The organism is Pseudonocardia sp. DxW, assembly GCF_058448985.1.
In genome coordinates this window covers 46,500-70,053 of sequence record NZ_JBZFLK010000020.1, presented here as the reverse complement: position 1 = coordinate 70,053, position 23,554 = coordinate 46,500, and the positions used below count along the sequence as shown (strand labels likewise).

The following is a 23,554-nucleotide window of genomic DNA, read 5'->3' as shown; positions in this document are numbered from 1 at the left end:
CGCTGCGGATCGCGGGGCACCTGATTAGCGTTGGCTAACCTATGACCTGGTTTCGTGGTGGGCAAGATGGGCCCGATGTCGAGATGCGATCGAGACGTCCGGGTCGGCGGGCTCCGGCGGCGGGTCGATCCTCGGTCGTCACTCCCCGCCGAGTGAGTGATGACAGAGTGCGAAATCTGACAGTCGGTGACGCTGAGCTGCGCTGATCGGGTTACCGTGGGGTCGTGATCGACGTCCCGACCCCGGCCGTCGCCGGGCTCCTGCTGCGCGCGGTGCCGCCACCGGTGCGCCGGGACGCGCACGTCGCCATGCACGCGCTGGCCTCCTGGGGGGCGGTGTCGGCGCAGCTCGTGCAGGACGCGGGCGGCGGCGTCGCCGACCATGACGTGCACGTCGACGGCGATCCCGTCCAGATCCCGTACCGGGTGGCGTTCCCGTGGCCGGCCGCGACCTACGTGGCGCGGCTGACCCCGCGGCGGCAGGCGGTGGTGGCCGCGTGGATGTCGCGCAGCGAGAACGCGGGCCTGCGCCAGCGCGCGGTGCGGGAGCTGTTCGGGGTGGACGAGCCGTGGGTCGCGCCGTTCGTCGTGCAGCTGTGCGGGGAGTACGTGCACGAGATCGGCGCCGACGTCGACCGGTTCGTCCGGGTGGAGCTCCCGCGCCGGCCCGAGCTGCGGCACGCCTACGCCCGGTTCGTCCGCGACAACCCGCGCTATCTCGCGACCACCCGGCACCGGGCCGTCGGGTTCCGGGAGCTCGACCACCGCTGGCCGCACCGCAACGACCCGCACCGCAGCTACCCGCAGATCGCCGCGCTGGACGCGCTGTCCGAGCTCGCCTACCGGGACGGGGCGGACTATCCGGGAGACCCGGTGCAGGTCCGGGTCGCCGTCGCGGTCTCCTGATCCGCAAGGCCGACCGGCCCGGCCGCCCGACGCGCCCGGCCGCCCGACGCGCCCGGCCGCCCGACGCGCCCGGCTGCCCGACCGGTCCGGCTGCCCGACCGGTCCGGCTGCCCGACCGGCCCGACTGCCCGGTCAGCCCGCCAGCGTCGCCGACCCGTGGTCGAGCACGATCTCGTCGCCGACCGCGGTCCGGAAGGCGACCGCGTCCCCGTCCCGCCACACCGCGACGGTCAGCGTCTGGCCGGGCACGACCGGCCGGGTGAACCGGGCGTCCATCCCGCGCAGCACCCCGGCGTCGGAGTCGCAGACGGTCGCGACCAGCGCCCGCGCGGTGAAGCCGTAGGTGCACATGCCGTGCAGGATCGGCTGCTCGAAGCCGCCCTTGGCGGCGAACTCCGGGTCGGTGTGCAGCGGGTTGCGGTCCCCGGTGAGCCGGTAGAGCAGGGCCTGGCCGGGGGAGGTCCGGTAGGTGACGACGTGATCAGGTGCCCGGTCCGGGACCGGGTTGGGCGGCCGCGAGCCCCGGGCGCCGCCGAACCCGCCCTCGCCGCCGATGAACACCGAGCGCACGGTCGACAGCAGCGGCGCGCCGGTCTCGACGTCGACCGCCTCCGCCTCGGTCCGCACCAGCGCGCCGGAGCCCTTGTCCAGCACCTCGGTGACCGTCGAGGTGACCCGGGCGCGGCCCTCCACGGGGAGCGGGGCGGCGAGGCGGAACGACTGCTCGGCGTGCACCAGCCGGGACCGGTCGATGTCGCCGAGATCGACCCGGGCGTTGCGGGTCACCAGCTCGGCGAACGAGGGCAGCACCACGGTACGCACACCGGCCGTGTTCTCGGTGGTCAGCGCCAGCTCGGCGGCCGGATCCCCGGCGCCCGCGCCGACGGCGACCGCGTAGAGGAGCACGTCGTCCCGGGCCCACGCGAAGTTGACCGGCTCGCACTGCACGCCCTCGAGGTCGGGGGCCAACGCCATGGGGAGTCTCCTTCGACGGTCCACCGTGGGCGTGAACCTATCCCGCGCGGTGCCCGCCGCCCAACCCCCGGCGGCGCGGCTGACACACTGTGGTGTCGTCGGGCGGGTCCGTCCGAGGTAACCGAGCGGGGGACGTGAAGCGCAGTGACGGCATCACCGGAGGCGATCGAGCTGACGAAGGTGGCTGCGGCCGCCGCGGCGGACAAGAAGGCCGCCGACATCATCGCCCTCGACGTGTCGGAGCAGCTGGTGATCACCGACTGCTTCCTGCTGGCGTCGGCGCAGAACGAGCGCCAGGTCCAGGCGATCGTGGACGCGGTCGAGGAGAAGCTGCGTGAGCGGGGGAGCAAGCCCACCCGCCGCGAGGGCGACGCCGACAACGGCTGGGTGCTGCTGGACTTCACCGACATCGTCGTGCACGTGATGCACACCGAGCAGCGCGGCTTCTACGGGCTGGACCGGCTGTGGAAGGACTGCCCGGCGATCGAGGTGCCGCGGGCCCAGCCGCCGGGCGACGACGAGGACGACGCGGGATGACGCTGCGGCGGGTCACACTGCTCCGGCACGGCCAGACCGGGTACAACGCCGGCGGCCGCATGCAGGGGCACCTGGACACCCAGCTGACCGACGCGGGCCGCGCGCAGGCCGCCGCGGCGGCACCCCTGCTCGCCGGCGTGGCGTTCGACCGGATCATCACCTCCGACCTGAGCCGCGCGTACGACACGGCGATGGCCGTCGCGGCCCTGTCCGGGCTGTCGGTGTCGGTGGACAAGCGGCTGCGCGAGACGCACCTGGGCGACTGGCAGGGCCGCACCGTCGCCGAGATCGAGACCACCGATCCGGGCGCGATCGCCTCCTGGCGGTCCGACCCGCGGTGGGCGCCGCCCGGCGGTGAGTCCCGGGTGGACGTCGTCGCCCGGTCGCTGCCGGTCGTCGCCGAGCTGGACCTGGAGTACGCCGACGACCCGGTGGAGCGCTCGGTGCTGCTCGTCGCGCACGGCGGGATGATCGCCGGGATGGTGTGCGGGCTGCTCGACCTGCCGGAGTCGGCGTGGCCGGTGATCGGCGGCATGGGCAACGCGAAGTGGGCCGTGGTGGCCCGGCGCGAGGACCATCCGCGCTGGCGGTTGTCGGGGTACAACATCGGTGCCTGACCTCCTGGTCGTCGCCGACTCGCTGGCCTTCCACGGTCCGGACCGGCCCTACCCGGCGGACGAGGCCCGGCTGTGGCCGAACGTCGCCGCGCACCGGCTCGGCGGCGAGGTGGAGCTGGTCGCCAGGGCCGGGTGGACGGCCCGGCACGCCTGGGCCGCGATCACCGGCGATCCCCGGGTGTGGGCGGCGCTGCCCCGGGTCGACGCCGTCGTCCTCGGGGTGTCCGGGATGGACTCGTTGCCCTCCCCGCTGCCGACCGCGCTGCGGGAGCTGATCCCGGTGCTGCGGCCGCCGTCGCTGCGCCGGATCGTCCGCGCCGGCTACCGGCGCGCGCAGCCGGTGCTCGCACCCGCGCTGGCCCGGCTGCCCGGCGGCGGCCCGGCGACGCTCCCGCCCCGGCTCACCGTGCAGCACCTGGAGCGTTGCCGGGCGGGGGTGCATGCGCTGCGACCGGGGCTGCCGGTGGTGGCGATGCTGCCGTCGGTGCACCGGGCCGCCGACTACGGATCGGCCCACCCGCACCGGTCGGCCACCGAGGCGGCGATCCGGGCCTGGGCGGCGGTCGTTCCCGCGGTGTCGCTGCTCGACGTGGCACCGCTGGTCGCCGCGCACGTCCTCGGCGGGCGCGGCAACCCGGACGGCATGCACTGGGGCTGGGAGGCGCACCGGGCCGTCGGTGACGCGCTCGCGGAGCTCCTCGCCGGGCGCCCGGCCGCAGCGGACACCGCGTCGTGAGCAGGCTGCTCGGAATCGACCTCGGCACCACCTCGGTGAAGCTGGCCGTGTTCACCGACGACGGCGAGCGGATCGCCGCGGCGACCCGCCGCCACCCCACCCACCGGCCCCGGCCGGGCTGGGCCGAGCAGGATCCGGCGGACTGGTGGCGTGGGCTGACCGGTGCCGTCGCCGAGCTGGACGCGGCCGGTGCGCTGCGTGATCTCACCGCCGTCGGACTGTGCGCGCAGGTCAACACCCAACTCGTCGCCGACGACGCCGGCACGCCGCTGCACCCGGCGATCACCTGGCAGGACGGCCGCTGCGCGGAGACCGCCGCCGGTCTGACCGAGCGGCTGGCCGCGGCCGATCGGGCGCGGGTGCGCGGCGGGCTCGGGACGGTCGACGCCTCGCACCCCGCCGCCCGCGCGGCCTGGCTGCGGACCCACCGCCCCGACGTGTGGCGGCGCACCACCCGGCTGCTGGCCCCGAAGGACTGGATCCTGGCGCAGCTGACCGGCCGGGCCGTCGCGGATCCGCTGTCCTCGATCGGCCTGGTCGGCCCGGACGGCGACCATCCGGCATGGCTGGACCTGCTCGTCCCGGGCCTGCGCGGGCTGCTGCCCGCACTGGCCGACCCGGCCTCGGTGGCGGGGGAGACCACCGGGGCGGGTGGCCTCCCGCCGGGCCTGCCCGTCGCCGTCGGGACGATGGACGCCTGGTCGGCGCTGCTCGGGGGCGGGATCGCCGCCCCGGGCGACGCGATCGACGTCGCCGGCACCTCGGAGGTCGTCGCCGTCGCCGCGACGCCCGGTGGCGGCGCCCCCGGGATCGTCACCTTCCCGACCTGGCGCGGCCTGCACGTGCACGCCGGACCGACCCAGGCCGGTGGCGACGCCCTGACCTGGGCGTGCTCGGTGCTGGGCGGGACCGTCGAGGAACTGCTCGGGCTCGCCGGGACCGCCGGGTCCGGGACGGTGCTGTTCCTCCCGCAGCTGGCCGGCGAGCGGGCCCCGCTGTGGGACCCGCACCTGCGCGCCCACTGGCTCGGCGCCGGATTAGGCACCGGCCGTGCCGAGCTGGCGCTGGCCGTGCTGGAGGGCGTCGCGCACGCCGCCCGGCACGTGCTCGCCGCGCTGGAGAGCGCCGCCGGCGCGCCGGTCCCCGCGCTCGCCGTCTGCGGCGGCGGAGCGAACAGCGACCTGTGGTGCCAGGTGAAGGCCGACGTGCTGGACCGGTTGCTGCGCCGCACCGCCGAGCGCGACGCCGGAGTGCTCGGCGCCGCGATGCTCGCCGGGCTCGCCGTCGGAACCGGTGACTCGGTCGCCGGGCTCGCGGCCCGGATGGTGCGGGTGGACCGCGAGTTCACGCCCGATCCGCGGCAGCGCCGGCGGCTCGACGACGCCCACGGCCGGTACCTCGAGGCCCAGCGGGCCCTGGCGCCGATCTTCCGGTGAACGACCGGGCAGGGCACCGCGCCGGGCACCGTGGCTCCCCGCGGCCGCACGGCCGGGCGGGCAGTCCGCCCGGCCCGGCCCCCGCACCCCGGTAGGGTCCCCGCGTGTCCAGCTCGCCGGTCGCCGTGGTCACCGACTCCACCGCCTACCTCCCGCCCGGCGTGGCGGATCGGCGCGGACTGCACGTCGTGCCGCTGGAGGTGCGCTACGGCGACCGGACCGCCCGTGACGGCGTCGACATCACCCCGGCCGAGCTGGTCGCCGCGCTCGCCGACCGGAGCCTCGACGTCCAGACCTCGCGGCCGGCCCCGGCGGCGTTCGCCACCCTGTACGAGGACATCCTGCGCGGTGGCGCCGAGCAGATCGTGTCGGTGCACCTGTCGCGTGAGCTGTCCGGCACCTGGGACGCGGCCCGGCTCGCCGCCCAGGAGACCGCCCCGGACCGGATCCGGGTGGTGGACTCGCGAGCCGTCGCGATGGGGCTGGGCTTCGCCGTGCTGACCGCGGCGGACGTCACCGCCGGTGGCGGCGACGGTGCCGCGGCCGAGGCCGCGGCCACCGCGGTCGCAGCCCGGTGCCGGGTGCTGTTCGGGGTGCAGGACCTCGAACGGCTGCGCCGAGGTGGGCGGATCGGTGCGGCCTCCGCGCTGCTCGGGGCGGCGATCGCGGTGAAACCGCTGCTGCACCTGTCCGAGGGACGGATCGCACCGCTGGAGAAGGTGCGCACGACGGCGCGACTGACCGAACGACTCGTCGCACTGGCGGTCGGGGCGGCGGCCGGGCCGGGGGCCCGGCTGGCGGTACACCACCTCGGGGCCTCGGACCGGGCCGAGGACATCGCCGATCGGCTCCGCGAGCAGCTCCCGCACGCCGTGGAGGTACAGGTGTCGGAGGTCGGCGCGGTGATCGGGGCGCACGTCGGCCCCGGGCTGGTGGGGGTCGTGGTCGTCCCCGCCGGATGAGCTCTGCCGCACCGCCACCACCTCCGTGACCCGTTCGTCCGGCGGTCGCCGGCACCGGTCGATGTGTACCAGCGGGCACCGGTGGTGACCGGCGTTCCGGGCCCCGCGGAGCCCGGTCCATCCACAACCGGCCGGTACATCCACAGGTTCGGAACTCGCCGCTGCACGACCCGTCCGCGCTCCTAGCGTCGGGGGCGTGACCAGGTCGGATGTCAGTCGAGTCCCGTCCCGGCGACTCGCCGGGCTGACCGCGCACCCGCCGCGGCGCCCGCCCGCCGGGTTACCGGACCGTCCCGGTCCGGCCGCGGCGCCGGGTGCCGGCGGCCGGATCCCGGAGGCCCCGGCCGGCCGGGGATCGGACCCGCCGACGGTTCCGCTCGACATCGTGGCGTCCGGCCCGGTCGCCGCGGGATCGCGCCCGCCGGGCCGCGCCGGTTCCGTGCGGCCCGCCGGCGCCGCACCGCACGGCGCCCGCCCGTCGCTGCTGCGCCGGACCGCGCTGCGCTGGCTGCCGCCGTCGCTGTCCGGGGCCCGGGTCGACCCGGGCCGGCCGGCCGCGATCGTGCTGGTCGGTGTCGTACTCGGCGGTGCCCTGCTGGCCGGTGCCGGGGTGTGGTCGAACAGGCCCACCGCACAGCCCGTCGCCGGGCTGCCGGAGGTGACGGCCGCCCCGGTCGCCGCGGCGGGCCCGGAGGGCGCCGACCTCCCGGACGCCGCGGCGCCGGTCACCGCCGGGCCGCTGGTGATCAGCGTCGTCGGCCGGGTGGCGCGGCCGGGGCTGGTCCGGATCCCGGACGGCTCGCGGGTCGCCGACGCGGTCGACGCGGTGGGCGGCGCGCTGCCGGGCGTGGACCTGACCGGGGTCAACCTGGCCCGCCGGGTCGGCGACGGCGAGCAGATCGCGATCGGCGTCCCCGGCGCCGCACCGGACGCGCCGGCGGTCCCCGGCGGCGAACCGGCCTCCGGCGCCGAACCCGGTGCCGCCGGCGCACCCGGCACCGGGAAGGTCGATCTCAACCGGGCGACGGCGGCCGATCTCGACGCGCTGCCCGGCGTCGGGCCGGTGACGGCCACGAAGATCGTCGATTGGCGGACCGCGAACGGCCGGTTCAGCCGGGTGGAGCAGCTGCGCGAGATCGACGGGATCGGCGAACGCCGGTTCGCGCAGCTCAAGGACCTGGTCCGGGTCTGATGCACACCCGGCAGAGCTCCGGCGCCGGGCGGTGGACCACCCCTCGGCCGGGCCCGGCCCGTCACCGTGCACTCGGCACGGTCGGCACAGACAGCACAGACAGGGAGGACCGCCCCGCCCCGCCCGATCTCCGGCTCGTCCCCGCGGCGCTGGCGACCTGGGGCGCTGTCCTGTGCGGGCTGCTCGGCGGGACGGCCGGTGGGATCGCCGCCGCACTGACCGCGGCGACGGTCGTCCTCACCGCGCTGCTCCGGGCGCGGATCAGCGCCCGCGCGGCCGCCCCGGGCTCGATCGTGCTGGCCGCGGGCGGCTGCGCGGTGGTGGCAGCGGTGCTGGTGACCGGGCACGCCTCGGTGCTGGCCGCGCACCCGCTCCGGGGGCCCGCCGAGCGCGGTGCGGCCGCGGAGGTCCGGGTGGTGCTGGGCGACGACCCGCGGATCCTGCGTGGTCCCGGTGGCGGCGACGAGTCGGGTTCGGCGCGGGCGATCGCGCTCGTCCCGGCCGAGCTGGTCGCCGCGACGGCGGGGGACGGCTCGTGGACGACCGGCGGGCAGGTGCTGCTGCTGGCGCCGGCCGACACCTGGGCAGGGCTGCTGCCCGGGCAGGCCGTCACCGCGTCCGGGCTGCTGGCACCGGCCCAGCGGCCCGATCTCACCGTCGCGGTGCTGCGGGTGCGGGGGGCGCCGCAGGACGTCGGGCCGCCGCCCTGGTGGCAGACCGTGGCCGGTGGGCTGCGCGACGGGTTGCGTGACGGTTCGCTCGCCGCGCTCCCCGAGGCGCCGGCCGGCCTGCTCCCCGGGCTCGCCATCGGCGACACCCGCTCCCAGCTCGCCGAGACCGAGCAGGACTTCCGCACCGCCGGTCTCGCGCATCTCGTCGCGGTGTCGGGCGCGAACGTGACCGTGGTGACGGGGGCGGTGCTGCTCCTGCTCCGCGCGTTCCGCGTGGATCCGCGGATCGCGGCGGCCGCGGCGATGCTGGCCCTCTCGGGTTCGTGGTGCTCGCCCGGCCGTCCCCGTCGGTGCTGCGGGCCGGCGTGATGGGCGCGATCGTGCTGCTCGCGCTGACCGTCGGGCGGGCCCGGTCGGCGCTGCCCGCGCTGTCCGCCGCGGTGCTCGGGCTGCTGCTCGCCGATCCGGCGCTCGCCGTCGCCGCCGGGTTCGCACTGTCGGTCGCGGCGACCGGTGCGCTGGTCCTGCTCGCGCCCCGCTGGTCGGCCACGTTGCGGCGCCGCGGCGTACCACCCGGCCCGGCGGAGGCACTGGTCGTCCCGGTCGTCGCGGCGTTCGCCACCGCCCCGCTGCTGGCCGGGCTGAACGGCCGGATCGGTCTGGTCACCGTGGTCGCGAACCTGCTCGCCGCCCCCGCCGTGGCACCGGCGACCGTGCTCGGTGTGCTCGGCGCCGTGCTCTCGGCGGTCAGCGCCGACGCGACCTGGCTGTGCGCCCGGCTCGCCGGCCCGTTCGTGCAGTGGCTGGTGCTGGTCGGGGACCGGGCCGCGGCGGTACCGGGGGCGGAGGTGCCGTGGCCGGCCGGCACGGCCGGTGCGCTGCTGCTCGCCGGGATGCTGCTGGCGCTGCTGGCGATGGGCCGGGTCCCGCGGTTGCGGGCCGCGCTGGTCGCGGCGCTGGTGGGCGCGCTGATCGTGCTCGTCCCGACCCGGTTCGTGCCGCCCGGCTGGCCGCCGGCGGGATGGCGGGTGATCGCCTGCGACGTCGGGCAGGGCGACGCCCTGGTGCTGGCCACCGGCGTCACCGGGCACGCGGTGCTGGTCGACACCGGGTCGACCGACGACGCCGTCGACGTCTGCCTGGACCGGCTCGGTGTCCGGGTGATCGACCTGGTGGTGATCACCCACCTGCACGCCGACCATCACGGCGGTCTGGCCGGGGCGCTGCGCGGCCGGGGGGCCGGCGGGGTCGCCGTCGGACCGGTGCGGGAGCCGGCGTCGGCGATGCGTGAGCTCGTCCGGGTCGCCGGCCGGGCCGGTGTGCCGGTCGTCGCCCTCGCCCGCGGCGGTGAGCTGCGCTGGCCCGAACTCCGGGTGCGGGTGATCGGCCCGGTGCGGCCACCCGGCTCGGTGGACGGCGACGACGGCACCGCGGTCAACGACGGCTCGCTGGTGCTGCACGCCGTCACGCCGGCCGGATCGGTGCTGCTGACCGGCGACATCGAGCTCGCCGCGCAGGACGACCTGATCGCCTCGGGCAGCGGCCTGCGGGCCGACGTGCTGAAGATGCCGCACCACGGTTCCGGGAAGGTCGTCCCGGGGCTCCTCGACGCGGTCCGGCCCCGCGCGGCGCTGGTCAGCTCGGGCAACGGCAACAGCTACGGGCACCCGAACCCGGAGCTGGTCGATCGGATGCTGCGCGCCGGGATCGTGGTCGCCAGGACCGACCGCTCGGGTGATCTCGCGGTGACCGGGGCCGACCCGGCGGAGCTGACCGTCGTCGTGCGGGGCGGGCCCCGTCCGGCGCCGGGCGGGCGGGGCCGCCGCCCGCCCGGGACCGGCGGGCCCGACCGGTCCGGCTCAGCCGCGCTGCGCCAGCGCCTCGCGCACGGCCGCGCTGGTGGACGGCACGGTGGCCGTCGGGCCGACCTCGCCGGACACCGCGTCGAGGGTCTTCAGCCCGTCACCGGTGATCATCAGGACGGTCTCGGCGTCCGGGTCCAGCTTGCCGGCCTCGAGCAGCTTCCGGGTGGTGGCGACGGTGACCCCGCCCGCGGTCTCGGCGAACACACCCTCGGTCTCGGCGAGCAGCCGGATGCCCGCGACGACCTCGGTGTCGGAGACGTGCGCGAGCGAGCCGCCGGTGCGCCGGACGGAGTCCAGGACGTACGGGCCGTCGGCCGGGTTCCCGATCGCGAGCGACCGGGCGATGGTGTCCGGCTTCTGCGGCTGGATCACGTCGTGGCCGGCCTCGAACGCGGTGGCGACCGGCGAGCAGCCGGTGGCCTGCGCCCCGAACACGGTGTACGGGGTCGGCTCGAGCAGGCCGAGGCGGCCCAGCTCGGTGAACCCCTTGTCGATCTTGGTGAGCTGCGATCCGGAGGCGACCGGGACGACCACCTGCTGCGGGAGCCGCCAGCCCAGCTGCTCGGCGACCTCGTAGCCCAGGGTCTTGGAGCCCTCGGCGTAGTACGGGCGGACGTTGACGTTCACGAACGCCCAGTCCTCGTGCTCCGCTGCGAGCTCGGTGGCCAGCCGGTTCACGTCGTCGTAGTTGCCGTCCACGGCGAGCAGCGTGCCGCCGTACACGGCGGTGGTGATGATCTTCGGCTGCTCCAGGGAGGACGGGATGAGCACGACCGAGTCCCAGCCCGCACGGGCCGCGGCGGCCGCGACGGCGTTCGCCAGGTTCCCGGTGGACGGGCAGCACAGCACCGAGAAGCCGAGCTCGCGGGCCGCGGCGAGGGCCACCGCGACGACCCGGTCCTTGAACGAGTGGGTGGGGTTGCCGGTGTCGTCCTTCACCCACAGCTTCCGGACGCCGAGCGCCCGGGCCAGGTTGTCCGCCTCGATCAGCCGGGTGAGGCCGGGCTCGGTGTTGCGGTGCTCCCGCACGGTGCTCGGCACCGGCAGCAGGTCCTTGTAGCGCCAGATCGACTTCGGTCCGGCCTCGATCGCCGCCCGGGTCACCTTCGGGAAGTCGTAGGCCACCTCGAGCGGCCCGAAACACCGGGGGCAGGCGAACTCGGCGGCCAGCGGCACCTCGTGGCCGCACTCCCGGCAGGAGAGCGCGCGGGCCGGGCCGAGGTCGTAGGCGGAGGTCGTTTCGGGCGCAGCAGTGAGAGTCACGAGATCTCCTCATCTGTCCCGCCGGGCCGGCGGGTCGGAATTGGCACCGTGTTCGTCGACGTCCTGCCGCGCGGTCACGCGCAGGCGGGCGGATCGTCGTGCGACGCCGGTTGCCGGGGCTTCAACGGGCCGTTCCCTCTGCCCCTCTGGATGAGCCATATGCGGTTGTGGCCGGCCGAAGATCCGCCGGGCGACGAGAACGCTACGCGACGTGGTGCGCCCCTGGCCAGCCGAACCGTCCCGATGGGGACGCGGCTCACCGGCTGTCGGGGGAGTGGGCCACGATGAACGGCGTGAGCAGGACGCGTGACGCCGGACCGCCCGCCCCGCTGCAGCTCGTGGTGGGCGACGAGGAGTTCCTGGCCGAACGGGCGGTGTCGGAGCTGGTCCGCCGGATCCGGCAGGACGATCCCGAGGTCGAGCTGCGCCGGTTCCGCACGTCCGAGGTCGCGCCCGGCGAGCTGGCCGGCCACCTCAGCCCGTCGCTCTTCGCGGAGAGCAGGGTGATCGTGCTCACGCACGCCCAGGACACGACCAAGGACATGCTCGCCGCGCTCGCCGAGTACACGAAGGATCCGGCACCGGGGATCGTCCTGGTCGCCCAGCACGCCGGCGGCGCCAAGGGCAAGGCGGTGGTCGACCTGCTGAAGAAGGCCGGCGCGCAGGTGACGACCTGCAACCGGATCACCCGCGCCGACGAGCGGTCCGACTTCGTGCACGCCGAGGTGCGGCGCAACGGCGGGAGCATCACCCCCGGTGCGCTGGCCGTGCTCGTCGAGGCGGTCGGATCGGACCTGCGCGAGCTCGCCGCGGCGGCCGGGCAGCTCGTCGCCGACACCGGCGGGAAGATCGACGAGGCCGGGGTGCGCCGCTACCACCGCGGTCGCGCCGAGTCGTCCGGCTTCGCGGTCGCCGACGCGGCGGTGGCGGGGGACCGCCGCGGAGCGCTGGAGGCGCTGCGCTGGGCCCTCGTGCTCGGGGTCCCGCACGTCCTGATCGCGGACGCGCTGGCCGACTCGGTGCGGACGCTGGCGAAGGTCGGCTCCGCGGGCCGCGGCGACCCGAACCGGCTGGCCGGCGAGCTGGGCATGCCGCCGTGGAAGATCCGCAAGGCGCAGGGCACCGTCCGGCAGTGGCGTCCCGAGCAGCTGGCCGTGGCGATCGCCGCGACCGCCCGGGTCAACGCCGACGTGAAGGGTGTCGCCGCCGATCCCGGGTACGCGCTGGAACGGGCGGTGCTGGCCGTCGTCGAGGCCCGCACGGCGCGCTGACCCGGAAGGGCCCCCACACACGACGACGGCGCCGCCCCGGTGCGGGACGGCGCCGTCGTGCTGCGCGAGCGGCGTGCTCAGGAGCCGATCTTGTTGAGCTGCTTGGCCAGCGACGACTTGCGGTTCGCCGCCTGGTTCTTGTGGATGACGCCCTTGCCGGCCGCCTTGTCCAGGGCCCGCGCCGCCTTGCGCTGCAGCTCGGCGGCGTTGTCCGCACCCTGCTCCGCGGCCTCGCGGAAGTGGCGGATGGCGGTCTTGACCGACGACTTCACCGACTTGTTGCGCTGGCGGCGCTTCTCGTTGGTCTTGACCCGCTTGATCTGCGACTTGATGTTGGCCACGTCTACCTGGTCTTCCTGCCTGCTGAGTTTCGGCTGGTCTGCTCGAGTCCGGTCCGCTCCGGCGGCACCGGACGGTCATACCGTCCCGGGCGAGCACGCCGAGCGCTCAGCGGTCAAGGCTACCAGCGGGGAATTCCGGGCTCCCTGCGGGGCCGCTCCGCCGGTACCGGACCTCTCCGGACGCGGTACGGGACGAATCTACCGTCGAGCACCGCGGGCCCCTCGTCCGGCCGCCTCGCCGGCCCCTCCCACGGCGATCCCTCCTCCGCAGGAGCCCGGCCCGACCGGCGCACCCGGCTGCCGTGGGGGCCGCCGGTCGCGACATGGGACGATGGTCGCGGACCCGACGCGACAGCGAAAGCCGAGTACAACCGAGTGACGACGTACGCCGACCGCACGTTCACCCCGCCGGAGCGCATCCGGAACTTCTGCATCATCGCGCACATCGACCACGGGAAGTCGACGCTGGCCGACCGCATGCTGCAGGTGACCGGCGTGCTCGACGAGCGCAGCGCCCGGGCGCAGTACCTGGACCGGATGGACATCGAGCGCGAGCGCGGCATCACGATCAAGGCGCAGAACGTGCGTCTGCCGTGGACGGCGAAGAACGCCGACGGCGAGCAGACCGAGCACGTGCTGCACCTGATCGACACCCCGGGGCACGTGGACTTCACCTACGAGGTGTCCCGTGCACTGGAGGCCTGCGAGGGCGCGATCCTGCTGGTCGACGCCGCGCAGGGGATCGAGGCGCAGACCCTGGCCAATCTCTACCTGGCCATGGAGAAGGACCTGCACATCATCCCGGTCCTGAACAAGATCGACCTCCCGGCGGCCGATCCGGAGCGCTACGCCGCGGAGATCGCGCACATCACCGGCTGCGAGCCGGAGGACGTGCTGCGCTGCTCCGCCAAGACCGGCGAGGGCGTGGAGGCGGTGCTCGACGCGGTGGTCGCCCAGGTGCCCGCCCCGGTCGGCGACGCCGACGCGCCCGCCCGGGCGATGATCTTCGACTCGGTCTACGACACCTATCGCGGCGTCGTCACCTACGTCCGCGTCGTGGACGGCAAGCTCTCGCCCCGCGAGAAGATCAAGATGATGTCCACCGGCGCCGAGCACGAGCTGCTGGAGATCGGCATCGTGTCCCCCGAGCCGAAGCCGAGCGACGGGCTCGGGGTCGGCGAGGTCGGCTACCTGATCACCGGGGTGAAGGACGTCCGGCAGTCGAAGGTCGGCGACACCGTCACCAGCAAGCGCCACGGCGCCGGCACCCCGCTGACCGGCTACCGCGAGCCGAAGCCGATGGTCTACTCCGGGCTGTACCCGATCGACGGCTCGCAGTACCCGGAGCTGCGCGAGGCGCTGGACAAGCTGCAGCTCAACGACGCCGCGCTCACCTACGAGCCGGAGACGTCGGCGGCGCTCGGGTTCGGCTTCCGCTGCGGCTTCCTCGGCCTGCTGCACCTGGAGATCACCCGGGACCGGCTGGAGCGCGAGTACGACCTGGACCTCATCTCGACCGCGCCCAACGTCGTCTACCAGGTCACCACCGACGACGGCGCCGAGCTGGAGGTCACCAACCCCAGCGACTGGCCGACCGGCAAGATCGCCGAGATCCGCGAGCCGATCACGAAGATCACGATCCTCACGCCGTCGGAGTTCGTCGGCACGATCATGGAGCTCTGCCAGAGCCGGCGCGGCCAGCTCGGCGGGATGGACTACCTGTCCGAGAGCCGGGTCGAGCTGCGCTACACGATCCCGATGGGCGAGATCATCTTCGACTTCTTCGACGCGCTGAAGTCGCGCACCCGCGGCTACGCCAGCCTCGACTACGAGGAGGCCGGCGAGCAGGCGGCCGACCTGGTCAAGGTCGACATCCTGCTGCAGGGCGAGCCGGTGGACGCCTTCTCCGCCATCGTGCACAAGGATTCGGCGTACGCCTACGGCACGTCGATGGCCACCAAGCTGCGCGAGCTGATCCCGCGCCAGCAGTACGAGGTGCCGATCCAGGCCGCCGTCGGCGCGCGGATCATCGCCCGCGAGACGATCCGCGCCATCCGCAAGGACGTGCTCGCCAAGTGCTACGGCGGCGACATCAGCCGCAAGCGCAAGCTGCTGGAGAAGCAGAAGGAGGGCAAGAAGCGGATGAAGACCATCGGCCGGGTCGAGGTCCCGCAGGAGGCCTTCGTCGCGGCGCTGTCCACCGGCGGCGGCCAGGCGACCGAGAAGCCCAAGAAGTAGCGCACCCGGACATGAGAGCGGGCCCGGATCCCTGAGAGGTTCCGGGCCCGTGGTGTACGTGGGGGCGAGGGGGAGGGGGGAGGGAGCTCTACACGACGGATCCTGCGCGGGGGCCGGGGATCGTGCTGTCGCACGCGGCGGCACGGGCGGTGGGAGCGCGGCGCGGGGAGAGGATGCGCTGCACCCGCTGGCACACCGACTCGACCACGGTCCGCCCCTCGGCCGACAGGTGCACCAGCACCCGGCGGCGGTCGAGCGGATCGGCCGACCGGTAGGCCAGCTTCCGTTCGACCAGACGGTCCACGATCCGGGTCGCGGTGGGTGCGGGCAGCGACGTGTGTCCCGCGATCTCGCCCATGCTGCGGCCGGTGCCGCGGGCGAGCATCAGCAGGACCCGCCAGCCGTCACGGCTGACCTCGGTCGTGGAGGGATTGGTGGACAGGGCTGTGGCCACGGCGTGGTCGACCCGATCCAGGAACTCGACGACACCCGTGGCTCCAGGCGCCGGGGCTGCCATGGTGGCAGCACCCGACGCCCGTCGACTGAAAGGCTCGGTCACGATGACGGACTGTACTTGCCGAACCGGCGAAATCCGACCCTGTCCTGGGGAAACCGGACCCCAGCGCCGGGCGGTCGTCACACTGCGGTGACGAACATGGCCCGGACCAGCGTGGATGGACACCGGCCACCGCCATCCGGGTGCATCACGACTGCATCACATCCGGATCACGTAACAGACCTGTGACGCGGGACGATATGGCCGTCCGCTCAGCGGGTCAGCACGACCTTGCCGGCCGTCCGACCGGCCGCCATCGCCTCGAACGCCTCCTTCGCCGACTCCATCGGGAGCTCCATCCCGATCTCCGGGGTGATGCCGGACGTCGCCACGAAGTCCATCAGGTTCGCCAGCTCCTCCCGGGTCCCCATCGTCGAGCCGACGACCTCGAGCTGGAGGAAGAACAGCCGCTGCAGGTCCGCGGGCGGGTTCGGCCCGGACGTGGAGCCGCAGATGACGATCCGCCCGCCCGGCTTCAGCGCCCGCATCGAGTGCTTCCAGGTGGCCTCGCCGACCGACTCCATCACCGCGTCCACCTTGCCGGGCAGCTTCGCCCCGGACTCGAAGGTGGCGTGCGCGCCGAGCCGCTCGGCCAGTGCCCGCTTCTCCTCGTCCCGGCCGGTGACCCAGACCGTCAGGCCGGCCGCCACGCCGAGCTGGACCAGCGCCGTCGACACCCCGCCGGACGCGCCCTGGACCAGCACCGTCTGGCCGGGCTGCAGACCGGACCTGGTGAACAGCATGCGGTATGCGGTGAGCCAGGCCGTGCCGAGCACGGCGCCCTGCGCCGGGGTGAGCCCCTTCGGCGCGGGGACGGCGTTGCGGGCCGGGACGATCACCTTGTCGGCCATCGTGCCCTGGTGCCGCTCGGTCAGCAGGGTGCGCTTCGGGTCCAGGGTCTCGTCCCCGCGCCAGTCCGGGTCGCCGATGATCGGGTAGAGCACGACCTCGGTGCCGTCGTCGAGGGTGCCCGCACCGTCGCACCCCAGGATCATCGGGAACTGGTCGGGCTTGATGCCGACACCGCGCAGGGTCCACAGGTCGTGCATGTTGAGGCTGGCGGCGGAGACGGACACCGAGACCCAGCCGTCCGGGACTTTCGGATCGGGTCGCTCGCCCACGACGAGGGAGTCGAGCGGGGCGTCGGCGTTGGGCTCCTGGGCGTACACAGCGAACATGGGCCCGAACCTAGTCGCTGCGCGGCCGTACTACCGTGTGGAGTGTGCGCACGATCATCGACGCCTGGGACGCCTTCGAGCTGTGGCTGACCCAGCTCCCGTTCCTCTTCCAGGTCGTGTTCGTGACCGTCGTGGTGCTGCCGCTGTGCGCGGGCGTGGCGATCGGGCTGGACCGGGTCACCGAGCGGTTCGACCGGGCGCCCCACGGCCGGGACCGGGGGATCAGAGCGGACGCGCGGCGAGCGCGGTGAGGGTCTCCGAGCAGCCGGCGTCCACCCGGACGGTGGCGAGTTCGTCGCCCCGGGTCGCCCCCCGGTTGACGATCACCACCGGGACCCCGGCCTTCCACGCGGCCCGGACGAACCGCAGGCCCGACATGACCTGCAGCGACGACCCGGCGACCAGCAGCGCACCGTCGTCGGGGGTCAGCGCGCCGACCGCGGCGTAGCAGCGGGCCACCCGGTCGCGCGGGACGTTCTCGCCGAAGAAGACCACGTGCGGCTTGAGCGTGCCGCCGCAGGCGGCGCACGGCACGATCCGGAACCCCTCGGTGATCTCGACGGCGGCGTCGCCGTCCGGGGCCGTCTCGACCTCGGCGCTGTGCGCCTCGGTGAATCCCGGGTTCGACGCCGTCAACCGGGCCTGGAGCTCATCGCGCGGGCTGGTCCGGCGGCAGTCCAGGCACACCACCTCGTCGATCCGGCCGTGCAGGTCGATCACCCCGCGGTGCCCGGCGGCGTCGTGCAGGCCGTCGACGTTCTGGGTGATCAGCCGCTCGACCAGGCCGGCCGCCCCGAGCGCGGCGAGCGCGACGTGCCCGGGGTTCGGCTCGGCCCGGCGCATCCGCGCCCAGCCGACGTGGCTGCGCGCCCAGTAGCGGCGCTGCGCGGGCACCCCGGAGACGAACTCGGAGTACGTCATCGGGTTGCGTGGCCGCGAGCCCGGCCCACGGTAGTCCGGGATCCCGGAGTCGGTGGACAGCCCGGCACCGGTCAGGGCGACCAGCCGGCGTCCGGCCAGGAGCTCGGCCACCGTGTCCGGGTCGGTGCTGATCCCGGGTGCCGGAGCGGTCATGCCGACCAGGGTAGGCCGGTCCGCCCGGTCAGTCCTGCGGAACCCAGGCCGGCCTGCGCTTCTCCCCGAACGCCCTGATCCCCTCCTGGCCCTCGTCCGAGGCGAAGTAGGACGCCGACAGGGTGTTCATCGCGGCGAAGTCCTCCGCCATCGTGGCCGGCCGTTCGCGGCGGAGCATCGCCTTGGTCCCGGCCAGCGCGCCCGGGGCGCCCAGCCGGAACATCCCGGTGTAGCGGGCGACCTCGTCGTCGAGCTGCTCGGCCGGCACCGCGCTGTTGATCAGCCCGATCGCGGCGGCCCGCCGGGCGTCGAACGTCTCGCCGGTCAGGAACAGCTCGTGCGCGGCCCGGGCGGCCAGCCGGGGCAGCACGGTCACCGAGATGACCGCCGGGACGACGCCGATCCGGACCTCGGAGAACGCGAAGGTGACCGGCTCGGCGGCCACCGCCACGTCGCAGGCGGCGACGATCCCGACCCCGCCCGCCCTGGCCGGTCCGGCGAGCCGGGCGACGACCGGGGTGGGGGAGTCCCACAGCGTGGACAGGATCCGCGGGACCTCGGTGACGCCCTGCTGCTGCGCGTCGGCGCCCTTCGACTCCTTGAGGTCCATCCCGGCGCAGAACACCGTGCCGGTGTGGGTCAGCACGATCGCCCGCACCCCGGCGTCGGCGATCGCGGTGTCGAGGTGGGCGAGCAGCTCGCGGCGCAGCTGGGCGGAGAGCGCGTTGCGGTTGTGCGGCGAGTCGAGCGTGATCGTCGCGACGCCTGCGGTCACGTCGAGATGGACGAGCTCGGCCGGCACAGCTGCATCGGGCACAGGGGTTTCGGACACGGTCGAACCCTAGACAACCGCCGGCCCGGGACGCGCGGCTCGGGCCGGCGGCTCAGTGCCCCGGTTGCCGGGGCACCGTCCGGAGCACCGCGAGCTGCTGGTCGAGCTCGGCGGCGATGAGTTCGGCGTGCAGCGAGGCACAGCCGCCGTCGTGCGCGGCGAGCGCCCGGTGCCTGCGGACCAGGTCGTCGAGGGAGTCCAGCAGCCGGTCGACGGCACTGCGTTCGGCGGCGGGCGCCGGGATCGGGTGCTCGCCGCCCGTCGGTGTGCCGCCCGGGGTCTCCGGGCGGATCAGCTCTGCGGTCATGCGACGTTCTCCGTTGAACGTGTCGGGGTCGGGTGTGGCATCGGGTCGATGCATCCGGCTCGATTCAGTGGGTCGATCTCCGTTGTACCCGCGTCCGCCGTCTTTGACGACGTGTAGAACACGGGTGCGACGCAGGACACGGTGGCCGGGGGTGATTCGTCGGTGACCGGTCGTGATCGTCTCTGCGGCGGAGAGTGATCGTGCGCCGGGCGGGTGAGTGGAACCGCCGGTCGTGGGCACCCGCCGTCACCGTCCCGGCCGGTGGCCGGCCGGGGTGCCGGGCCGGGTGCGACGATCCGGTGGGTGGCCCGGCGCGGGGTGGTCGGCCTACCGTGGACCCGTGGACGTCCCCCTGGTCAAGCGCAGGCACGTCGATCTGTGCCGGCTGCGCACGGCGCTGTGAGACCCGGCCCCGCCGCCCGGTCCCACTCTCCCCAGGAGCGTCGATGTCCACCAACCACACCGTGTCCGGCAGCACGAGGTCCGGCAGCACGAGGTCCGGCAGCACCGGCGCCCGGAGCTCCGCCCCGCGCCCGGCTCCGCGCGCTCCCGCCGTGGTCATCGTGGGAGCAGGCCCGCGCGGCGTCGGTGTGCTGGAACGCATGGTCGCCGGTGCGCCCGGCATGCACGCCGACGTCCTGGCCGGCCCCGGCCTCGACGTGCACCTGGTCGACCCGTACCCGGCCGGCGCCGGGCGGATCTGGCGGCACGCCCAGTCCCCGCTGCTGGCGATGAACTCGATGGCCGCCGACGTCACCATGTGGACCGACGACTCGGTGGTCTGCGAGGGCCCGGTCGCGCCCGGGCCGTCGTTCTGGGAGTGGGCCCGGGAGCTGCGCGAGCACGGCGACCCGCAGGCCGAGCTCGGTCCCGAGGGTGCCGCCGAGCTGGCGACGGTGACGGCGTCGACCTTCCCCACCCGGCGGCTGCAGAGCCACTACCTCGGCGCCGTGCTGCGCGAGGTGCTCGACCGGGCGCCCGCCGGGATGCGCGTGCACGTGCACCGCACGACGGCGGAGTCGGTCACCGAGGACGACGCCGACCAGGTGGTCCGGCTGACGTCCGGGGCGACGCTGCGGGCCGACGCCGTCGTGCTGGCCTCCGGGCACCTCGACGCCGCCCCGACCCCGGCCGAGCGCGAGCTGCAGGCGCGCGCCCGTGATCTCGGCCTGCGCTACCTGCCGCCGGAGCAGACCTCCGACTCCGACCTGTCGGTGATCGGGCCGGGGGAGCCGGTGCTCGCCCGCGGGCTGGGGCTGGCGTTCGTCGACCTGGTGGTGCTGCTGTTCGAGGGCCGCGGCGGGCGGTTCGTCCCGGACGACGACGGCGGGCCCGGCCGGCTGCGGTACGTCCCGTCCGGCCGCGAGCCGGTGCTCGTCGCCGGCTCCCCGCGCGGCGCCACCTACCACTCGAAGACGCACTACCAGCTGCGCGGCGGCCGCCCGCCGCTGCCGCGGTTCCTCCCGCCGGAGGTCACCGACCGGCTGGTCGCCGGGGGCGGTCCGGTCGACTTCCGCGAGCAGGTCTGGCCGCTGATGGCCAAGGAGATCGGCTGGGGCTGGTACCACGAGCTGTTCCACGGCCATCCCGACCGGGTCCGCACCGGCTGGGCGGACTTCGCGGCGCGCTTCGCCGCGGCGCCGCACGACTCGGCGGAGGAGGCGGAGCTGATCGCCGCCACCGTCCCGGACCCGCTCGACCGGCTCGACCTGACCGCGCTCGACCGTCCGCTGGAGGGCCTGCACGCCCCCGATCTGGAGTCGCTGCAGGCGGCGGTCCGGGAGCGGATCGCGGAGGACCTGCGCCAGCACGTCGACGAGCGGCACACCCCGCACCTCGGCGCGTTCGTGGCGATGCTGTCGGTCTTCGGCGAGACGACCCGGCTGGCCGGCTCCGGCGTGCTCTCGCCGCGCTCGCGGGCCCGGGACCTGCCGTGGTGGCAGAGCTTCTTCAACTCCGTCGCCTCCGGCCCGCCCGGCTTCCGGGTCCGCGAGATGCTCGCGCTCTCCCTCGGCGGGCACCTGAAGTTCCTGGGCGCCGGGATGGAGGTGACCGCCGACCGGGACGGCTTCCACGCCACCAGCGCGACGCTCGCCGGCGCCGATCCGGTCACCGCGCAGGTGCTGGTGGACGCGCGGCTGCCCGACCCGAGCCTGTCCCGCACCGCCGATCCGCTGCTCCGCGGGCTGCTGGAGCGCGGCGAGGCCGTCGAGGAGATCCTCCACGACGACGACGGCAGCCCGTTGCGCAACACCGGGCTGCTGTCCGTGCGTCCCGCCGACGGCGCGCTGTACACCGCGGACGGCGGGGTGCACGAGCGGCGCTTCGCGGTCGGCCCGCACACCACGGTGAAGCTCGCCGGGGCGTTCACCCGGCCCGGGATGAACGCGCAGAGCCTGCGCTACAACGACGCCGTCGCCCGGGCGGTGCTGGGCGCGCTGCCCGGCCGCAGCGCGGACGCCAGCTCGGCCGCCTGAGCCGGGGCCGCACCGGGTGCGGCCCCGGCCCCGCGGTCAGACCGTGACCCCGGAGAACAGCAGCACCGCCAGCCCGAGGCCGACGGCCAGGTTGACGCCGGTCGCGGCGGCGAACACCCTGACCGGACGCCAGCCGGCGTCGCGCAGCGGCGCCACCCGGAACTCCAGCCCGATCGAGACGAACGCGAGGATCAGGAACGTCGTCCGGAAGGCGTTGACGTCGCTGATCAGCGGCCGGGCCGCGTCCGAGCCGACCACGCCGATGAAGACCGTCGCGATGATCGACGCGGCCAGGAAACCGAGCACGAACTTCGGGAACCGCTCCCAGAAGTCCCGCACGCCCGGCCGGGCCGATCCGGTCCGCTCGACCTTCAGCGCGAAGTAGGCGGTCAGCGCGACCGCGACCACCCCGAGCAGCGCGTTCTGCGTGGTCTTGACGATCGTGGCGATCTGCAGCGCCTCCTCACCGACGATCGCACCGGCCGCGCTGACCGCGGCCGTGGTGTCGATGTTGCCGCCGATCCAGGCGCCGCCGACGGCGGGGGAGAGCCCGAGGGCGCTCACCGCGGCCGGCAGCAGGAAGATCGACGGCAGCGCGAACAGGATCACCAGGCTGGCGGTGTAGGCGAGCTGTTCCTTCTTCGCCTGCACCGCGCCCGCGGCGGCGATCGCCGCGCTCACCCCGCAGATCGACACGGCCGAGGCGAGCAGCGCCCGCAGCTTGTCGTCCACCCCGAGCTTGCCGCCCAGCCACCAGGTGAAGCCGAACACGGCGGTGATCAGCACCAGCGCCTGCAGCACCGCCGGGCCGGCGGCCCGCACGATCACCGAGAAGTCGATCGAGGCGCCGAGCAGCACCAGGCCGGTCTTGATGAAGAACTCGGTGCAGAACCCGCCGGAGAGCCGCTCGCGCAGCCCGGTGACGGTGAGCAGCACGTTGCCGAGCAGGCCGAGCAGGATCGCGTACACCGGGTACTCGACGGCCTCGGCGATCTCGGCCCATGCGGTGTCCGCGGCGGCGTCCGGGACGGCCTGCTCCAGGAACCGGACGAGAGCCCCGATCGCGACGACGACGGCGACGCCGCCGAGCGCCCAGGCCGTCGTCGAACGGGGGCCGGTGGTGGTCTGCTGATCGGTCACGGGACCAGCGGGCAAGAGGCGTCCGCGGGGCGGGACGAGTGTCCGGACAGCGGGCCCGCCCGCCGGCTCAGGTCCCGGCGCCCACCGGCTCCTGCTCGGCTTCCTCGGCGCGGGTGCGGCGCAGCCGGGCGACCGCCACCGAGATCGCGGCGACCCACAGCGCCACGACCGTCGCGTACACGGCGACGGTCGTGGCGGTGCCCGCGTCGAAGGTCCGCAGCACGACCCGCGCGTTGGTGAGGATGATGATGCCGCCGACCGCGGTGCCCAGCACCGGCGCGGGGATCTTGGTGACCAGCCAGGCGGCCAGCGGGGCGGCGAGCACGCCGCCGATCAGCAGTCCGCCGATGGTGGCCGGATCGAGCACCTCGTGCCCCAGTCCGATCAGGAAGCCGACGCTGGCGGCGGCGGCCACCAGGAACTCCGAGGTGTCGACGGACCCGACGACGGTGCGCGGCGCGGTCCGGCCCGCGCCCAGCAGCGCCGGGGTGGCGACCGGGCCCCAGCCGCCGCCACCGGAGGCGTCGACGAAGCCGGCGACCACGCCGAGCGGGGACAGGAAGCGCGCCCCGTGCGGGGAGCGGCGGGCCGCGGACACCCGCGGCGGCCGGATCGAGAAGCGCAGCAGGATGTAGACGCCGAGCGCGAGCAGGATCCCGGCCATGTACGGCGCGGCGCTCTCGGTGGACACTGCCGACAGCGCCGTCGCGCCGAGGAACGCGCCGACCGCGCCGGGCACGCCCAGCTTGAGCACGAGCTTCCAGTCGACGTTGCCGAACCGCCAGTGCGCGGCGCCGGAGGCGAGCGTGGTGCCCACCTCGGCGAGGTGCACCGACGCGCTCGCGGTGGCCGGGTTGATCCCGGCGACCAGCAGCAGCGAGGTCGAGGTGACGCCGTAGGCCATGCCGAGGGCGCCGTCGACGAGCTGGGCGGCGAAGCCGACGATCGCGAAGACGATGAGCGTGCGCACGATGGGTCCTT

21 protein-coding genes, 1 pseudogene and 1 riboswitch are annotated in these 23,554 nt (G+C 74.9%); of the genes and pseudogenes, 12 read left to right on the top strand and 10 right to left on the bottom strand.

The window, feature by feature from the left end:
• Positions 1-224: 224 nt before the first annotated feature.
• On the top strand, positions 225-905 hold the full coding sequence (locus ACVJO7_RS26470) for a hypothetical protein (protein ID WP_491675113.1): 681 nt from the start codon (positions 225-227) through the stop codon (positions 903-905).
• 132 nt (positions 906-1,037) lie between these two features.
• Here ACVJO7_RS26470 and ACVJO7_RS26465 read toward each other — a convergent pair whose 3' ends face one another.
• A complete protein-coding gene (locus ACVJO7_RS26465) occupies positions 1,038-1,880 on the bottom strand; it encodes a MaoC family dehydratase (RefSeq protein ID WP_491675112.1) in 843 nt (280 codons plus the stop codon).
• A gap of 144 nt (positions 1,881-2,024) precedes the next feature.
• Between ACVJO7_RS26465 and rsfS the strand changes: the two genes are divergently transcribed.
• The 7 genes and pseudogenes from rsfS to ACVJO7_RS26430 form a co-directional block, all read left to right on the top strand.
• A complete protein-coding gene (gene rsfS / locus ACVJO7_RS26460) occupies positions 2,025-2,417 on the top strand; it encodes a ribosome silencing factor (RefSeq protein ID WP_344020258.1) in 393 nt (130 codons plus the stop codon).
• Positions 2,414-3,034 carry a histidine phosphatase family protein gene (locus ACVJO7_RS26455; protein ID WP_491675111.1) on the top strand — a complete coding sequence of 207 codons (621 nt, stop codon included), beginning with the start codon at positions 2,414-2,416 and terminating at the stop codon, positions 3,032-3,034. The genes rsfS and ACVJO7_RS26455 overlap by 4 nt, the downstream gene beginning before the upstream one ends.
• Positions 3,027-3,770: a diglucosylglycerate octanoyltransferase gene (gene octT, locus ACVJO7_RS26450; RefSeq protein ID WP_491675110.1), complete on the top strand. Its 744-nt coding sequence runs from the start codon at positions 3,027-3,029 to the stop codon at positions 3,768-3,770. The genes ACVJO7_RS26455 and octT overlap by 8 nt, the downstream gene beginning before the upstream one ends.
• The gene (locus ACVJO7_RS26445; protein ID WP_491675109.1) at positions 3,767-5,206 is read left to right on the top strand and encodes a xylulokinase; all 1,440 of its coding nucleotides are present in this window, start codon (positions 3,767-3,769) and stop codon (positions 5,204-5,206) included. Before octT ends, ACVJO7_RS26445 begins: the two co-directional genes overlap by 4 nt.
• Before the next feature lie 104 nt (positions 5,207-5,310).
• The gene (locus tag ACVJO7_RS26440; RefSeq protein WP_491675108.1) at positions 5,311-6,168 is read left to right on the top strand and encodes a DegV family protein; all 858 of its coding nucleotides are present in this window, start codon (positions 5,311-5,313) and stop codon (positions 6,166-6,168) included.
• 196 nt (positions 6,169-6,364) lie between these two features.
• A complete protein-coding gene (locus ACVJO7_RS26435) occupies positions 6,365-7,360 on the top strand; it encodes a ComEA family DNA-binding protein (protein ID WP_491675107.1) in 996 nt (331 codons plus the stop codon).
• A pseudogene (locus tag ACVJO7_RS26430) lies at positions 7,360-9,551 on the top strand (ComEC/Rec2 family competence protein); the annotation flags it as partial. The gene ACVJO7_RS26435 and the pseudogene ACVJO7_RS26430, both read left to right, overlap by 1 nt.
• 339 nt (positions 9,552-9,890) lie before the next feature.
• Here the strand turns inward: ACVJO7_RS26430 and thrC are convergent.
• On the bottom strand, positions 9,891-11,159 hold the full coding sequence (gene thrC / locus ACVJO7_RS26425; RefSeq protein ID WP_491675106.1) for a threonine synthase: 1,269 nt from the start codon (positions 11,157-11,159) through the stop codon (positions 9,891-9,893).
• Positions 11,160-11,165: 6 nt separating this feature from the next.
• Positions 11,166-11,316, bottom strand: a riboswitch (SAM riboswitch).
• Positions 11,317-11,443: 127 nt separating this feature from the next.
• Here thrC and holA point away from each other — a divergent pair.
• Positions 11,444-12,430: a DNA polymerase III subunit delta gene (gene holA / locus ACVJO7_RS26420; RefSeq protein WP_344020243.1), complete on the top strand. Its 987-nt coding sequence runs from the start codon at positions 11,444-11,446 to the stop codon at positions 12,428-12,430.
• Between the two features lie 77 nt (positions 12,431-12,507).
• On the opposite strand, the gene rpsT is transcribed toward holA, so the two are convergent.
• Positions 12,508-12,771 (bottom strand): 30S ribosomal protein S20, encoded by a 264-nt coding sequence (gene rpsT, locus ACVJO7_RS26415; RefSeq protein WP_344020241.1) that lies wholly within the window; start codon positions 12,769-12,771, stop codon positions 12,508-12,510.
• A 375-nt stretch (positions 12,772-13,146) separates the two neighbouring features.
• Here rpsT and lepA point away from each other — a divergent pair, with 375 nt between their 5' ends.
• On the top strand, positions 13,147-15,009 hold the full coding sequence (gene lepA / locus ACVJO7_RS26410) for a translation elongation factor 4 (protein ID WP_491675105.1): 1,863 nt from the start codon (positions 13,147-13,149) through the stop codon (positions 15,007-15,009).
• An 88-nt stretch (positions 15,010-15,097) separates the two neighbouring features.
• Here the strand turns inward: lepA and ACVJO7_RS26405 are convergent, their stop codons facing one another.
• Together ACVJO7_RS26405 and ACVJO7_RS26400 are read right to left on the bottom strand one after the other, a co-directional pair.
• The gene (locus ACVJO7_RS26405) at positions 15,098-15,526 is read right to left on the bottom strand and encodes a MarR family winged helix-turn-helix transcriptional regulator (RefSeq protein ID WP_344020237.1); all 429 of its coding nucleotides are present in this window, start codon (positions 15,524-15,526) and stop codon (positions 15,098-15,100) included.
• Between the two features lie 251 nt (positions 15,527-15,777).
• Positions 15,778-16,743, bottom strand: a complete 966-nt coding sequence (locus ACVJO7_RS26400) for a zinc-binding dehydrogenase (protein ID WP_491675104.1) — start codon at positions 16,741-16,743, stop codon at positions 15,778-15,780.
• A gap of 44 nt (positions 16,744-16,787) precedes the next feature.
• On the opposite strand from ACVJO7_RS26400, the gene ACVJO7_RS26395 reads away from it, so the two are divergent.
• Complete coding sequence (locus ACVJO7_RS26395) at positions 16,788-16,994, top strand: hypothetical protein (RefSeq protein WP_491675103.1); 207 nt, start codon at positions 16,788-16,790, stop codon at positions 16,992-16,994.
• Here ACVJO7_RS26395 and ACVJO7_RS26390 read toward each other — a convergent pair.
• From ACVJO7_RS26390 to ACVJO7_RS26380, 3 genes are all read right to left on the bottom strand, one after another.
• On the bottom strand, positions 16,966-17,817 hold the full coding sequence (locus ACVJO7_RS26390; protein ID WP_491675102.1) for an NAD-dependent protein deacetylase: 852 nt from the start codon (positions 17,815-17,817) through the stop codon (positions 16,966-16,968). The genes ACVJO7_RS26395 and ACVJO7_RS26390 overlap by 29 nt on opposite strands.
• Positions 17,818-17,845: 28 nt before the next feature.
• Positions 17,846-18,619: an enoyl-CoA hydratase-related protein gene (locus ACVJO7_RS26385; RefSeq protein ID WP_344020900.1), complete on the bottom strand. Its 774-nt coding sequence runs from the start codon at positions 18,617-18,619 to the stop codon at positions 17,846-17,848.
• An 82-nt stretch (positions 18,620-18,701) separates the two neighbouring features.
• Positions 18,702-18,956 carry a hypothetical protein gene (locus ACVJO7_RS26380; protein WP_358482663.1) on the bottom strand — a complete coding sequence of 85 codons (255 nt, stop codon included), beginning with the start codon at positions 18,954-18,956 and terminating at the stop codon, positions 18,702-18,704.
• Between the two features lie 446 nt (positions 18,957-19,402).
• On the opposite strand from ACVJO7_RS26380, the gene ACVJO7_RS26375 reads away from it, so the two are divergent.
• Positions 19,403-21,433 carry an FAD/NAD(P)-binding protein gene (locus ACVJO7_RS26375; protein ID WP_491675101.1) on the top strand — a complete coding sequence of 677 codons (2,031 nt, stop codon included), beginning with the start codon at positions 19,403-19,405 and terminating at the stop codon, positions 21,431-21,433.
• 36 nt (positions 21,434-21,469) lie between these two features.
• Here ACVJO7_RS26375 and ACVJO7_RS26370 read toward each other — a convergent pair whose 3' ends face one another.
• Together ACVJO7_RS26370 and ACVJO7_RS26365 are read right to left on the bottom strand one after the other, a co-directional pair.
• Positions 21,470-22,573: a YeiH family protein gene (locus ACVJO7_RS26370; protein ID WP_491675100.1), complete on the bottom strand. Its 1,104-nt coding sequence runs from the start codon at positions 22,571-22,573 to the stop codon at positions 21,470-21,472.
• Positions 22,574-22,640: 67 nt separating this feature from the next.
• Positions 22,641-23,543, bottom strand: a complete 903-nt coding sequence (locus ACVJO7_RS26365; protein WP_491675099.1) for a sulfite exporter TauE/SafE family protein — start codon at positions 23,541-23,543, stop codon at positions 22,641-22,643.
• Between the last annotated feature and the right edge of the window lie 11 nt (positions 23,544-23,554).

Coding starts and splice junctions, on each gene's coding strand:
- holA (WP_344020243.1), top strand. CDS start 11,444: ATGAACGGCGTGAGCAGGACGCGTGACGCCGGACCGCCCGCCCCGCTG.
- ACVJO7_RS26380 (WP_358482663.1), bottom strand. CDS start 18,956: ATGACCGCAGAGCTGATCCGCCCGGAGACCCCGGGCGGCACACCGACG.
- ACVJO7_RS26455 (WP_491675111.1), top strand. CDS start 2,414: ATGACGCTGCGGCGGGTCACACTGCTCCGGCACGGCCAGACCGGGTAC.
- ACVJO7_RS26375 (WP_491675101.1), top strand. CDS start 19,403: ATGTCCACCAACCACACCGTGTCCGGCAGCACGAGGTCCGGCAGCACG.
- ACVJO7_RS26390 (WP_491675102.1), bottom strand. CDS start 17,817: ATGACCGCTCCGGCACCCGGGATCAGCACCGACCCGGACACGGTGGCC.
- ACVJO7_RS26400 (WP_491675104.1), bottom strand. CDS start 16,743: ATGTTCGCTGTGTACGCCCAGGAGCCCAACGCCGACGCCCCGCTCGAC.
- ACVJO7_RS26465 (WP_491675112.1), bottom strand. CDS start 1,880: ATGGCGTTGGCCCCCGACCTCGAGGGCGTGCAGTGCGAGCCGGTCAAC.
- ACVJO7_RS26405 (WP_344020237.1), bottom strand. CDS start 15,526: ATGGCAGCCCCGGCGCCTGGAGCCACGGGTGTCGTCGAGTTCCTGGAT.